Source organism: uncultured Cetobacterium sp. (assembly GCF_947072685.1).
Taxonomy (GTDB): Bacteria; Fusobacteriota; Fusobacteriia; order Fusobacteriales; family Fusobacteriaceae; genus Cetobacterium_A.
This window is the reverse complement of the sequence record NZ_CAMTIK010000020.1, coordinates 1-12,993: the sequence shown is the minus strand read 5'-3', so window position 1 is coordinate 12,993 and position 12,993 is coordinate 1. Positions and strand designations below refer to the sequence as shown.

12 protein-coding genes are annotated in these 12,993 nt (G+C 30.7%); 4 read left to right on the top strand and 8 right to left on the bottom strand.

Annotation, left to right across the window (positions count from 1 at the left end; genetic code table 11):
- Positions 1–17: 17 nt before the first annotated feature.
- The 6 genes from Q0V67_RS07835 to Q0V67_RS07810 all read right to left on the bottom strand — a co-directional run bounded on the left by Q0V67_RS07835 (position 18) and on the right by Q0V67_RS07810 (position 4,922).
- Positions 18–728, bottom strand: a complete 711-nt coding sequence (locus Q0V67_RS07835) for an ABC transporter ATP-binding protein (RefSeq protein ID WP_297598457.1) — start codon at positions 726–728, stop codon at positions 18–20.
- The gene (locus Q0V67_RS07830; protein ID WP_297598456.1) at positions 721–1,917 is read right to left on the bottom strand and encodes an FtsX-like permease family protein; all 1,197 of its coding nucleotides are present in this window, start codon (positions 1,915–1,917) and stop codon (positions 721–723) included. The genes Q0V67_RS07835 and Q0V67_RS07830 overlap by 8 nt, the downstream gene beginning before the upstream one ends.
- Positions 1,918–1,945: 28 nt before the next feature.
- Complete coding sequence (locus Q0V67_RS07825; protein WP_297598455.1) at positions 1,946–3,130, bottom strand: efflux RND transporter periplasmic adaptor subunit; 1,185 nt, start codon at positions 3,128–3,130, stop codon at positions 1,946–1,948.
- A gap of 110 nt (positions 3,131–3,240) precedes the next feature.
- Positions 3,241–3,684, bottom strand: a complete 444-nt coding sequence (locus Q0V67_RS07820; RefSeq protein ID WP_297598454.1) for a DNA starvation/stationary phase protection protein — start codon at positions 3,682–3,684, stop codon at positions 3,241–3,243.
- Between the two features lie 98 nt (positions 3,685–3,782).
- Positions 3,783–4,535, bottom strand: coding sequence for an IclR family transcriptional regulator (locus Q0V67_RS07815; protein ID WP_297598453.1), 753 nt, complete (start codon positions 4,533–4,535; stop codon positions 3,783–3,785).
- Positions 4,536–4,676: 141 nt separating this feature from the next.
- Positions 4,677–4,922 (bottom strand): GlsB/YeaQ/YmgE family stress response membrane protein, encoded by a 246-nt coding sequence (locus tag Q0V67_RS07810; RefSeq protein WP_297598452.1) that lies wholly within the window; start codon positions 4,920–4,922, stop codon positions 4,677–4,679.
- A gap of 175 nt (positions 4,923–5,097) precedes the next feature.
- Here Q0V67_RS07810 and hcp point away from each other — a divergent pair, with 175 nt between their 5' ends.
- A complete protein-coding gene (gene hcp / locus Q0V67_RS07805; protein ID WP_297598507.1) occupies positions 5,098–6,765 on the top strand; it encodes a hydroxylamine reductase in 1,668 nt (555 codons plus the stop codon).
- Between the two features lie 65 nt (positions 6,766–6,830).
- Here the strand turns inward: hcp and Q0V67_RS07800 are convergent, their stop codons facing one another.
- Both Q0V67_RS07800 and Q0V67_RS07795 read right to left on the bottom strand, forming a co-directional pair.
- A complete protein-coding gene (locus tag Q0V67_RS07800) occupies positions 6,831–7,820 on the bottom strand; it encodes a sugar kinase (protein ID WP_297598451.1) in 990 nt (329 codons plus the stop codon).
- 2 nt (positions 7,821–7,822) lie between these two features.
- Positions 7,823–8,461 (bottom strand): bifunctional 2-keto-4-hydroxyglutarate aldolase/2-keto-3-deoxy-6-phosphogluconate aldolase, encoded by a 639-nt coding sequence (locus Q0V67_RS07795; protein ID WP_297598450.1) that lies wholly within the window; start codon positions 8,459–8,461, stop codon positions 7,823–7,825.
- Positions 8,462–8,652: 191 nt separating this feature from the next.
- On the opposite strand from Q0V67_RS07795, the gene Q0V67_RS07790 reads away from it, so the two are divergent.
- Genes Q0V67_RS07790 through Q0V67_RS07780 form a run of 3 tightly spaced genes read left to right on the top strand, consistent with a single transcriptional unit; the run spans position 8,653 to position 12,947 of the window.
- A complete protein-coding gene (locus tag Q0V67_RS07790) occupies positions 8,653–9,300 on the top strand; it encodes a carbonic anhydrase (RefSeq protein ID WP_297598449.1) in 648 nt (215 codons plus the stop codon).
- A gap of 14 nt (positions 9,301–9,314) precedes the next feature.
- Complete coding sequence (locus Q0V67_RS07785) at positions 9,315–12,062, top strand: EAL domain-containing protein (RefSeq protein ID WP_297598448.1); 2,748 nt, start codon at positions 9,315–9,317, stop codon at positions 12,060–12,062.
- An 18-nt stretch (positions 12,063–12,080) separates the two neighbouring features.
- Positions 12,081–12,947: a mechanosensitive ion channel domain-containing protein gene (locus Q0V67_RS07780; protein ID WP_297598447.1), complete on the top strand. Its 867-nt coding sequence runs from the start codon at positions 12,081–12,083 to the stop codon at positions 12,945–12,947.
- Positions 12,948–12,993: the final 46 nt, after the last annotated feature.

Below are 12,993 nucleotides of genomic sequence, written 5' to 3'. Positions count from 1 at the left end.
TTTTTTATTAAAATTTATTAAAATTTTGGAGTTTGAGATTCATCTTTAACAATTTTCCCATCCACTATTTCAATAACACGATCACACAGACTAGAAATACGAGTGTCATGTGTAACGATAATAAATGTGGTCTTAAATTTAATATTGATCTCTCTTAAAAGAGTGTAGATTTGTTTGCTACTTTCAGAATCTAAATTCCCAGTGGGTTCATCAGCCAAAATAACGTCAGAATTATTTATGAGTGCCCTAGCTACAGCTACTCTTTGCTGTTGTCCACCAGAAAGATTGGAAGAGTTTCTATCGCTATAATCTTTTAATCCTACATACTCCAAAATATTTAAAGCCTTTTCTTTTTGATCCTCAGTATCATTTCCACTTTTTATCCAAGTGGGAATGAGAACATTTTCTAAAACGGTAAACTCTGGTAGAAGGTAGTGAAATTGGAAGATAAAACCAATGGAATGATTTCTAAAATTAGCCATCTCATCTCGAGAAAAATTAGAGATATCTTTTCCACGGAATAAAATACTTCCGCGAGTGGGTTTATCAAGCGCTCCAAGAATATTCAAAAGTGTACTTTTTCCACTTCCGCTTTTCCCAATAACTGCAATAAATTCGCCTTCGTAAAGTGTTAAATTTATATTGTTTAAAACTTTTGTAACAACTTTATCACCATAAGATTTATCAATGTCAACAAGTTGTAAGATTATATTTTTTTGATTACTCACCTTTTATCACCTCTATAGGACTCAGTTTCATACATTTTTTAGCAGGGATAATTCCAGAAAGAGTTCCAGCTATTGTCGATATAAAAATTATCAATGCTAATTTTTGTGGACGGACAAGGATATCAAAAGATGGCTGTGCAAAAAAAACATAAATTTCTATAAGAAGGATACCTAGAACAACTCCTACAATTGAACCTAAAAATCCAATTAAGGTACCTTGGATAATGAAAAGATACCCAGTTGATTTGTCCAGGGCACCCATAGCTTTTAAAATGCCAATCTCTTTCATCTTTTGAAGTACAGTGACAAGAAGGACACTGGCTATACTCATAGATGTTGCGAGCATAACTACCACTTGAATTATGATACTGGTATCAGTTTGAGATCTTAAAGCTTTTAATATGTTCTCGGAATCTCTAGTCCAAGGAATAACTTCCAAATAAGGATATTTTTTTTGAAAATCTTCAGCTAAATTAGGAGCTTTAAAAACATCTTTTATTTGTAGATTTATATTAGTAGCATAACCTTTTTTATTAAAAAGTCTTTGAGCACGGTCAAAATCCATAATAACTAAGTTACTATTTGAAAAAGAGTTTTCTAAATCAAAAATTCCTGCAACTCGAACAGTTTCAATTTCTCCAGAAGATAGAGTGAGCTGCATAATATCTCCAGGATTGAGATAATAGTTTTTAGCAAGACGAGTTCCTATCAATATATTTTCAGAATCAATCAAAGGAACCCCTCGAACAGTTCGGTCAGTTATATTATAGAGTCGATCGCCACTTTTTAAATCGATACCCCGAACAGTTAGAGAAGTAGTTTTTTCACCTCTGCTATAGATGGCATTACCTTCTATAGTTGGAACAACGACTGTAACATCATCATAATTTTTTATATAGTTAATTATATCAGAAAAATCTTGAATCTTGTTTCGTGTTGTAGAGAAATTACCATATATAGTGGGACTGTTATCTAAAAGAAGAAGCCTATCCCTCATATTTCCATCTTCAATAGATATATGAGACGAATCACCTAAAATTCTTTGAATAAGGCTGGTTTGAAGTGAAACTATTAGAGAAGCTATAAAAATTTGAATAGCAACTCCAAGGGCGATAGCAGAAACTATAAATATTGTTTGCCCTTTGTTGTGAGTCATAAAATTAATACTTATTCTAAACTCATATCTCATTTTAATCATCCTTTAACAATATATTTTGTTAGTCAAATTTAGGTTTCACTCTAACTCCTTCTATAAGGTTTTTGGGAGAGAGAACAATATCCCCGTCTTCAAGTCCATCGGTAATAATAAAACCATCAATAACAGGAGTGCCAGATACTTCGATTAGTTTTGATTTGTTGTTCTTTAAAATATAAACAAAAATTTTATCCTTTTTAAGGACTGTATATATGTCTTGGAGTAAAATACTATTTTGAAATTTTTGCCCATCAATAACTACATTTGCGGTACTATTAAAAACAAACTCAGGAAGTGGAGTCTCAATATTACCTCTAATCTCTAGAGTTCCAAATGAGCTATCAATATTTATACCCAAGAAATATAGATTTCCTGTGGAGTACTTCTTTATATCCGCATATGGATAGACTTTAATGGGAGATCCTAAAGATACTTTACCAATATATTTTTCGTCTAAATTTATACTGACGATTTTATCACTGCTAGACGAAACTTCAAACATAGGTGTATAGGGTGCAACAGTTTGTCCCACCTCAACATTTCTGACTATGATATAACCATCATAAGGTGCAAAAATATAGTATTTTAAAAGAGTCTTTTGGAGTGAAATAAAAGCATTTTTAGCGGCGTTAACATTTTCAATTGCAACCTTATTTGTAGCACCTTGAGCTTCAGTGCTTTTAAGTTGAGCTTCAATATTTTTTAATTGAGTTTCGCTGTTAATAAAATTATTTTTTTTGATATAAAAATCTAGTTTGTTGATATATTTTTTATCGAATAGAGTTTGAAAATCTAGATATTCATTTTTTGCTATATCGTAGTTAATTTGAGCAGATTTGAGTTGAGATTTTATATTTTCAAGATTGAATGTATTTATTACTTCTAAATCGTAGATAGATTTTTTGTAAAGAGCTCTACTTCGAGCAATATCAGCTTCGATTTCTTGGGTATCCAGTTTAGCTATAACGTCGCCCTTCAAGATATTTTCACCCTCTCTTATATATATTGATTCAACAATACCATTGACTCCGGAAGTGAGAGTAGAAAATTTTTTAGATTGGATAGTCCCTGTAACAAGAATTTTTTCAGTATAATCAATTTTTTTTATCTTTATAGCTGGAATAATATTTTTTTTAAAAAAAAGAAAAAAAAGAATTGATATCAAAACAGTTAAAATGATTCCAAGAATATATAATTTTCTCTTCATTATATTCCTCCAGTTTGTGCTCTTAAAATTATTTTTGAGTTTTAATTGATAAAAAAATTCCCTCTAATCAGGTTTAGAGGGAATTTTAATTTAGGAAGGAGTTAATTAAACTATGCTAACCAAGCACCAAACATCCAAATATGTTTTTGATACAAAGCAGCAATATCTGTCATAAGAGTAAGTGTTTCTTGATCATCCTCTTTTTCAGCAATTTTTAAAATAATATTTATCTCAGATAAAAGAAGTTTAAAATCTTCAAGAATGTGCTTAACAGCTTCTTTAGCAGTATAAGCTTTAGTTTCAGCTTCACCTAAAACTGTATGCTTTAAATAAATCTCTAAAGAACCGAAAGGTCTATGACCAATCATAAGGATTCTTTCAGCAACACTGTCAATTTGAGTATCAATTTCAGTCATAATCCCATCTAACATAGGATGAATTACAAAGAAATGTTCCCCAACAAGATTCCAGTGAAAATTGTGAACCTTAGTTTTAAATACATGTAAGTCCCCTACAAATTTATTCATTTGAAATACAAGATCTTTATTTTCCATAAAAAAATCCTCCTTTGAGTTAAAAAACTTTTATTTTAAATACTTCGCTTTTATTATTCAAAGAATTTAGTTTTTTCCTTCAAAAGTTTTAATTTTTTTTAGTGAGGAATGTTTTTTAGTGTAAAAGATATATTGTTTCCTATCTCTTTCATGGCTTTAACAATCTCATTTATATGTTCATCATTTTGATGGCTGCTAAAAAATGGACAACTGATGGATGCAATAATTTTGTTTTGACTGTTAAATATTGGAGTTGCCACAGCAGATATAGTATTGGAGTGTTCCATGTTGTCGAAAGAGACTTTTTTTATATTTATTTTAAAAAGTTCTTTTTTCAACTCATCTCTATCTACAATTGTATTTTCAGTATATTTAGGTAGAGCTTCTGGAAGTAGAGAGTTTAATTTTTTTTCAGAGAGCTGACAGATGAGAAGCTTACTTGCTGCCCCAGCATGGAGAGGGAAAATAGCATTCTCCGGCACAGTAATTTTATAAAAATCATTACTTTCAACACTGGCAATAACTCTAATTTTATTTTTATCTAAAACACTTATCTTAAAAGTTTCTTTAAATTTTAAAGAAAGCTCTTCTAAATAATGAAAGGATATATTTTTAATAAGATTATATTTTTGATTTTTGTCGGCAAAATATTCAAATTTATTTCCTAAAGTGTATTCTTTACCGTGTTGATTTAAATAACTCATAGTTACTAGAGTATATAAAATTCTGTTGGTAGTCGCTTTAGGAATATCTAATGCTTTAGAAAGCTCTGATTGAGTAGCTTTTTCTTTCAAATAAAGATAGTTGAAGATCTTATCTATTTTTTCCATAGATGGAACTAATTTTTTCATTATATTTTATCCTTTCTCTTAAAAATAGGAGTTTATGTATATAGATATAATATACCATTTAAAACAAAGTGTAAATATGATTATAATTATCGTTAGATATTTTTATAAAAAAAGCTGAGAATGATTTTCTCAGCTTTTTTACTATCTAAATTTTTTGAATAGATATAGAACGACAAACGCACCCAAAGTTGCAGTTATAATACTACCGATATTCAATCCGTGAACAGAGCCAAATCCAATTATTCCACCGATAAATCCTCCGACAAGAGCCCCAACAATTCCTAGTAACATAGTGGCAACAAGTCCAGTACTGTCACTTCCAGGCATTAAAAATTTAGCTAGAGCACCAGCAAGTAAACCGAGAATAATCCAAGATAAAATTCCCATATTCATCCTCCTTATTATATGTTGTTTGTTTTTTATTTATTCATAAAAAATTTATGAATTCTTTTTTTATAAAAAAAATAATTTAGTATGTAACATATGTTACATACTAAATTAAAAAAGATTGCTATAATAAATCAATAGAATACTAAAAAAGGAGAGTTTAAATATGTCAAATATGAAAATACCAATGTTTTGTTTCCAATGTCAGGAGACAGCAGGAAATAAAGGATGTTCTGTTGTAGGGGTATGTGGAAAAAAGGCGACAACATCAAATCTTCAAGATCTATTGATATATATGGTGAAGGGAATATCAATCTATAGAGAAAATATATCTTTAGAAGAGAGAAAGATTGAGAAAAAATTGAATTCAGAGATCGATTATTTTATAACAAACTCTCTCTTCACAACAATAACAAATGCAAATTTTGACGATGATGCAATATCTGCTCAAATATTAGAGGGAATAAAAATTAGAGATATAATAAAAAATAAAATTGAAGAAAAAAATATTGAAATTAAAAGATTAAAAGATCACGATGCAGTGACATTTATGGTTGATACAGTTGTTGATATGAATGAGAAAGCTCTATCTGTAGGAGTTTTAGCTACAGAAAATGAGGATATAAGATCTTTGAGAGAACTGATTGTATATGGGTTAAAAGGTATGGCTGCATACTATGAGCACTCTGTTAATTTAGGATATGAAAAAGAAGAGATTGTTATGTTTATTGAAAGAGCGCTTGCTTCAACTTTAGATGACACTTTGTCTGTAAATGAATTGATAGCTCTCACTTTAGAAACTGGTAAATTTGGAGTGGACGTTATGGGACTTCTAGATTCAGCAAACACTAGTAAATTTGGAAATCCAGAGATAACAGAGGTGAGTATTGGAGTAAAAAATAATCCAGGGATTTTAATATCTGGTCATGATTTAAATGATATAGTTCAACTTCTTGAGCAAACAGAAGGAACAGGTATAGACATATATACTCATTCAGAGATGTTACCGGCTCACTACTATCCAGAGTTAAAGAAGTATTCACATCTGGTTGGAAACTATGGAAATGCTTGGTGGAAACAAAAAGAAGAGTTTGAAACATTCAATGGACCGATTATTTTTACAACAAATTGTATAGTGCCTCCAAAAGCTGGGGCTTCATATGAAGGGAAAGTATTTACAACCAATGCGACAGGATTCCCAGGTTGGACGAGAGTTAAAGAGGACGAGAGTGGAAAAAAGGATTTCTCAGAAGTGATTGAATTAGCTAAAACTTGTAAATCACCAACAGAGATTGAAACTGGAAAGATTGTTGGTGGATTTGCTCATAATCAAGTCTTTGCTTTGGCAGATAAGGTTGTAGATGCAGTTAAAAGTGGAGCTATAAGAAGATTCTATGTTATGGCAGGTTGCGATGGAAGAATGAAATCTAGAGATTACTATACAGAATTTGCAGCTAATTTACCAAAAGATACAGTTATCTTAACGGCAGGATGTGCAAAATATAAATACAATAAGTTAAATTTAGGGGACATTGGTGGAATTCCAAGAGTTTTGGATGCTGGGCAGTGTAATGATTCATACTCACTTGCATTGATAGCTTTAAAGTTAAAAGAGGTGTTTGAATTAAATGATATCAATGAGTTGCCAATAGCTTATAACATAGCTTGGTACGAACAAAAAGCTGTGATAGTTTTACTTGCATTGCTTCATTTAGGAGTTAAAAATATCAATATAGGACCTACAATTCCAGCATTTTTATCTGGAAATGTGTTGAAAGTTTTGATTGAAAACTTTAATATTGGAACAATTTCAACTGTTGAAGAGGATTTAAATAGGTTTTAAAATAAGTAAAAAGCTGATTGTAAGATAGAAAATCTTAAATCAGCTTTTTTTCATATATGGAACTGCTATCTGGAAACAGTTGAAATTCCATTTTTTATAATATGTTGAATTTCATCTTTAGAAACAAGATTGGCATCCCCTCTGATGGTATGCTTATAAACTGAAGCAGCAGTTGCAAAGTCAACAATATCCTGAGAAGACAGGCCATTATATATCGCACAAAGAGCACCGGCAGCAAAAGCATCCCCACCCCCAACTCTATCTACTATTTGAAATTTATATCTATTAGAAGATAGAAGGTTTCCATTTTCAAATATAAATCCAGTCAGAGAGTTTTCATTAACAGAGTGAGTCTCTCTTTTAGTAGAAAGTAGATATTTGATATTGGGATATTTTGAAACAATCTCCTTGTAATATTCCAGTAGAGTTTTATTAGAACCCAAAGCCATTATATGTTCTGCATCTAAACTTCCAGCAAAACAGATATCAATATATGGGAGATAGCTTGTCAAAACTTTTGAAGCTTTCTGTAGAGACCAAAGCTTACTTCTATAATTAAAATCAAAACTTATAAGAATCCCCAAAGATTTTGCTTTTTTAATGATGAGTTCCATCAAAATATTACAGTTCTCAGAAAGAGCGGGTGTTATACCAGAGAGATGTAATATATCACAATCTTTAAATATATTGTCTATATCCAATTCCTGAAAATTTAAAGTTGAAAAAGATGAGAACTTTCTATCATAAATTACAGATGAAGCTCTGATACTTGTTCCAACTTCAAGGTAGTAAGTCCCTAACCTTTCGCCACCGATGACAATATTTTTAGTTTGCACACCATTCCCTTTAAGATATCTAAAAATAGACTCTGCAAGAGGGTTGTTTGGAAGTTTTGTAACATATTCAGTTGGAATACCAAAGTTAGCAAGAGAAATGGCAACATTGGCTTCTCCCCCACCATAGTCAGCTCTAAAAGAGCTACTCTGTATGAAACGATTATTGTTTTCAGTGGATAGACGAAGCATGATCTCTCCGAGAGTAACTATTTTTCCCATGATTAAATCTCCTCTCTAACCTTTTTAATTTTTGCAACAAAAGCTTTAGCAGTTTCAGTTATTTCAGAACTCGGACCAGTGGCAAGTTTTCCTCCAACACCAACAGCAGAAACCCCATTTTTAATCCATTTATCAACATTCTCTAAAGAAACTCCACCAGTAGGCATAATGTTGGCATGTGGAAGTGGAGCTTTAACAGCTTTTATAAAATCAGGTCCAAAAGCGCTTCCAGGGAAAAGTTTGATGATGTCACACCCAAGTTCCATAGCTCTAATCATCTCTGTGATAGTCATACATCCGGGCATATATGGAACAGCATATCTGTTACAAAGTTTTGCAGTTTCTTCATCAAATCCAGGAGAGACGATATATTTAGCTCCAGCTAAAATAGCTAGTCTAGCAGTCTCGCTGTCAAGAACGGTTCCAGCACCAATTATAAAATCATCCCCTGGAAACTCTTTAGAAAGTTCAGATATAACTTCAGTTGCTCCAGGAACTGTGTAAGTTACTTCAATAGCGTTAACTCCACCAGCAATACAAGCATTTGAAATACGTTTAGCCTCTTCTAGGTTTTCTGCTCTAACAACAGCAACCACCCCAGTTTCTAAAATGCTATCTATAATTTTGTGTTTTTTTAACATAAAAATCCTCCCGATATAAAGTTGATATTTTTGTTTAATTCTAGTTAAAAATAGAGATATAAACAAGAGTATATTGTGTGTAATTGTTCCACATATGAAACTTAATTAAAAAACATGCTTTAAAAGTAGAAAAAATAAATAAAATAGAGTAAAATATAGAATAATACTCTAGTTTAATTGAGGAGGAAAAAATGCAAAATTATGATGATTTATTAAAGGAAAATATAGAATGGGTAGAGATGAAACTATCTTTGGATAAAGATTATTTTAAAAATTTATCTAAGGGACAAAAACCGCCGTTTTTATACATAGGATGTTCAGATAGTAGAATGCCAATAGACACTTTTACTCAGAGTGAACCAGGAAGTTTTTTTATCCATAGAAATATAGCAAATCAAGTTTTTGGAAATGATATGAATTTTTTAGCGACACTTGAGTATGCTGTCGAGCAACTTGAGGTTCAGCATATAATTGTATCGGGACACTACGAGTGTGGTGGAATAAGAACGGCCCACGAGAAGTGTACGAACTCTTCTGTTATATCAAGTTGGTTGATGCCGATAAAAAAAATAGAGCTTGAAAATAGAGAGGAGTTAGATAAAATTGAATGTGTGGAGAGAAGAATAGATAGGTTGACTGAACTAAATGTTTTGGAGCAACTGAAACATATTTTTGAACTCCCAATCATAAAAAATAGAATAGAGAGTGGAAAATATCCTAGAATCCATGGATGGATTTTGGATATTCGACATGGAAAAATAAAAGAGATTGTAGTTCCGATGGAGGAGTGGAAATCTAAGGGGATAATTCCGCAAAATTACACAGAACAACAAGTATAGAATATGGAGGGGGCATGTTAAAATTTTTGTTACTATTGATTATTTTTTCACAGATAACATTTGCAGAAACAGTATATCTTTCTAAAAATGAGGAAGAAAAAAAAATCTTAGATAGTTTTAGAAAACAAGAGATAAGAGTAGGAGTATTAAAAAATGATTTCACAGATGAAAAAGTTAATGGGGTCTCACTAAATGATATAATAGAGGATATGTTAAAAAATTATCTTCAGCTGAATATAAAGGTTGAAAAAGGGAGTTGGGAAGAGGTATATCTTCATTTTAAAAATGGACAGACAGATATTTTAAATGTTTTAACCCAAACAAAAGAAAGAAAAAAGTTTGTTGGTTTTACAAAACCATTGTTTGGAGAAAGTCTGTATATAGCTTCAAAAACAAATAAAATAAACAGTAGAGAGGATATAAAAAATAAAGTTCTCTATTTGACCAAAGAATCAATATATATTCAATATTTAGATCTGTTTTTAAAAGAGAATAATTTGGATATAAAAAAAGTTTTTATAGAGGATAACCTCCCATATAGAGATTATTATTTTTTGGAGTCTGAACACAATATTTTAGATATAGAAAATAAGATGAAGATTGGAAGATTGCCAGATAGAGCAATGGCAGTTTCTAAAAAATATGAAAAATTAATACCAATAATAAATAGAGCCCTAGATGAGAGATATAAAAAAATTATAAATAAATGGATTGAAGATAAAAAAATTAATCTATTTCAAAAGAATTTTTATAAATCTTTGACTGAAGAGGAAAAAAAATACTTAAAGGGATTAAAAAGTATAGGGATAACTTATGAGAGCTCAGGAGTATTGAGCTACTATTCCATAAAAAGTAGGCAATATGAGGGGCTTCTTCCCAATCTACTATCGATATTATTTAAAGGGATGGATGTATTACTTGTGGATAAATCAATTGTCGATGAGGAGTGGAAGCAAAAATACACTAAATTTGAGAATGGCTTTATAGATGTTATCCCCATGTCTAGAGATAGTGAAAGAGAGAAAAAACATATTTTTACTAAGAAATTATTTGATTTAAATACCTATATAGTTTCCAACTTGAGAAAAAATAGTGACAACAAGATAGGGGTAATTAAGGACGGAATTGAAGAGATTGTTGTCAGAAAATATTTTTTAGATGACGCTGTGATTACATATACAGATAGAGAGAGCATGCTTAAGGATTTAAAAGAGCGTAAAATATCATCTGTAGCTGTATTTGAGTTAAATGATTTGGAGAAAATAAAATATACTCTAGAACTACTAGAGGTGGTCCCTATAAACTTAGCTTTAAAAAAAGAGGACTATATTTTGAGAGATATTATCAACAAGGCTATAGATAATGTTGTTGATAAGAAAGAAATATTGAAAAAATCAGAGATACAGAATAAAAATTATGAACTCGAAATGATGGAGAAAAAAAGTATAAAATATAACAATATATTGTCGATATTAATTTTGGTACTATTTATTCTAACTATACAATCCTATAGAATTATAAAACAACAGAGAAAGAATAAAGAACTTTTAAAAGACTCTTTAACAGGACTTTTGAGCCGAAGAGTGTTTGAAGAGTTTTGTTTGAATAAAAATTATATCTTTGGAATAACGGTTGTAATTGATTTGAATAAGTTTAAGGTTATAAATGATTCTTATGGTCATGAGGTTGGAGATGCAGTTTTAGTAGCTTTTTCAAACTGTTTAAAGAGTGTATTTAAAAGAGATTATATCTTTAGAATATCTGGGGATGAATTTTATATATTTGCAGAAAATAAAGAGTTTGAAAAAAAACTTAAAGAGATTGAAACAGTGTTTAGAAACATACCTATAATAAAAAGAAACAATGTAGGATTTAGTTTGGGATATTTCATTAAAGATAAAAATATAGGGATGAAGGATGCTTTTAGGTATGCTGATATGGCGATGTATGATGCTAAAAAATCCAAGATATATAAGGTTAAGGAAGCCAATATAGATTTTATAAATCAAACTGATAGAAAAGAGAGGATAAAACAATATTTAAAAGAATCTATAAAAGATGAATTTCATCCTGTATTTCAACCTAAATATAAAGTTTTGACAGGTGAGCTCTCAGGGGCTGAAACTTTGGCTAGATGGGAGAGCAAAGAGTTGGGATTTGTATCACCTGTAGAATTTATTCCACTGGCAGAGGAGATTGGAATTGTCCATAGAATAGATTACAAGATGGCGGAGGAAACAATCAAATATTTGAAGAGTTATTTGATGAGAAATTCTGTTTTATCAGATTTTAGAATATCATTTAATTTTTCAGCAGAAACTTTTAAAAGAGGAGATGCTGTTGAAAAAATAGAGTCTTTACTCACAAAATATGAAGTTTCGGGTGAATATATAGAGGTTGAGATAACAGAGAGTATGATTTTAGCGGATATAGAGGATATACTTAAAAAATTAAACCGTTTAAAATCGTTGGGAATAAAAATTTCAATAGATGATTTTACAGCAGGGCATTCAACAGTTGCACTTTTAACAACTTTACCAATAGATGTTGTGAAATTTGATAGATCTTTGATATTGATTTTAAAGGGTGATTCCCAAAAAGGAGAGGCGATTTACTTAGCTCTCACAAGAATGATAAAAAGTTTAAATTTAAAAATTGTAGCCGAAGGGATTGAAGAGGAGTCAGAGCTTGAATTTTTAAAAAGGATTGAAGTGGACTATGTTCAAGGATATTTACTGGGAAAACCCAGAAGAGGGCTTTAAAATATGGAGGAGTTTTGAATGGATGTGCAATCACAAAGTTTTTTAGAAGAGGTTATTGAAAAACTTATGGGGAAGAATATTTTTGTAAATTTTACAGTTGATATCGTATTTTTTATGATTAAATTAATAATCTGTATAGTTATCTATTATGTAGTTTTAAAAGCAGTAAAAAAGATAACACCGATGTTTGGAAAAGCTTCAAATGAAAAGGTGATAGATGAATCTTTAAGAAGTTTTATAACATCGATATTAAATATTGGATTACATGCAATTTTAATAACATTTTGCTTGTTGATAATGGGAGTTAAGGAGAGCAGTTTACTAGCATTTTTTGGAACTTTGGGAATCGGTGTTGGTTTGGCTTTAAAAGATAATCTTTCAAACTTTGCAGGGGGATTAATTGTATTGATATTTAAAACATATAAAGTTGGAGATGAGGTGAATATAGCTTCTGAAATGGGATATATTCATGATATAGATATATTTTCAACAACAATAAGAACCCATAACAATGATTTGGTAATAGTTCCTAATGGGTTAATAGTTTCAAATAAAGTTATAAATTATACTAAAACGCCACTGAGAAGATTGAAGTTTATAGTGGGGGTTTCATACGATGCAGATTTAAATGTAGCTAGGGAAGCTTTAGAAAAACTTTTGAGGGAGAATCCAAAAGTTTTAACAAATCCAGTGGTGTATAGCCATGTGGATCAGTACGCGGACAGTTCAATAAATATCGCCTTGAAAGGCTGGACAACGAATGAATGCTATTGGACAGTTTATAAAGAGGTTTTGAACGGAATAAAAGAGGTTTTAGATAAAGAGAACATAGGTATCCCATATCCGCAGATGGATGTGCATTTAAATAGAGTGGATGTAAAGTGAGAAAAGCTGACCATAGAGGTCAGCTTTTTTAGTTTTGTAAAATCTA

Coding starts and splice junctions, on each gene's coding strand:
- Q0V67_RS07800 (WP_297598451.1), bottom strand. CDS start 7,820: ATGGGAAAAATAGTTACTCTCGGAGAGATCATGCTTCGTCTATCCACT.
- Q0V67_RS07790 (WP_297598449.1), top strand. CDS start 8,653: ATGCAAAATTATGATGATTTATTAAAGGAAAATATAGAATGGGTAGAG.
- Q0V67_RS07830 (WP_297598456.1), bottom strand. CDS start 1,917: ATGAGATATGAGTTTAGAATAAGTATTAATTTTATGACTCACAACAAA.
- hcp (WP_297598507.1), top strand. CDS start 5,098: ATGAAAATACCAATGTTTTGTTTCCAATGTCAGGAGACAGCAGGAAAT.
- Q0V67_RS07795 (WP_297598450.1), bottom strand. CDS start 8,461: ATGTTAAAAAAACACAAAATTATAGATAGCATTTTAGAAACTGGGGTG.
- Q0V67_RS07810 (WP_297598452.1), bottom strand. CDS start 4,922: ATGGGAATTTTATCTTGGATTATTCTCGGTTTACTTGCTGGTGCTCTA.
- Q0V67_RS07785 (WP_297598448.1), top strand. CDS start 9,315: ATGTTAAAATTTTTGTTACTATTGATTATTTTTTCACAGATAACATTT.
- Q0V67_RS07780 (WP_297598447.1), top strand. CDS start 12,081: ATGGATGTGCAATCACAAAGTTTTTTAGAAGAGGTTATTGAAAAACTT.
- Q0V67_RS07815 (WP_297598453.1), bottom strand. CDS start 4,535: ATGAAAAAATTAGTTCCATCTATGGAAAAAATAGATAAGATCTTCAAC.
- Q0V67_RS07825 (WP_297598455.1), bottom strand. CDS start 3,130: ATGAAGAGAAAATTATATATTCTTGGAATCATTTTAACTGTTTTGATA.
- Q0V67_RS07820 (WP_297598454.1), bottom strand. CDS start 3,684: ATGGAAAATAAAGATCTTGTATTTCAAATGAATAAATTTGTAGGGGAC.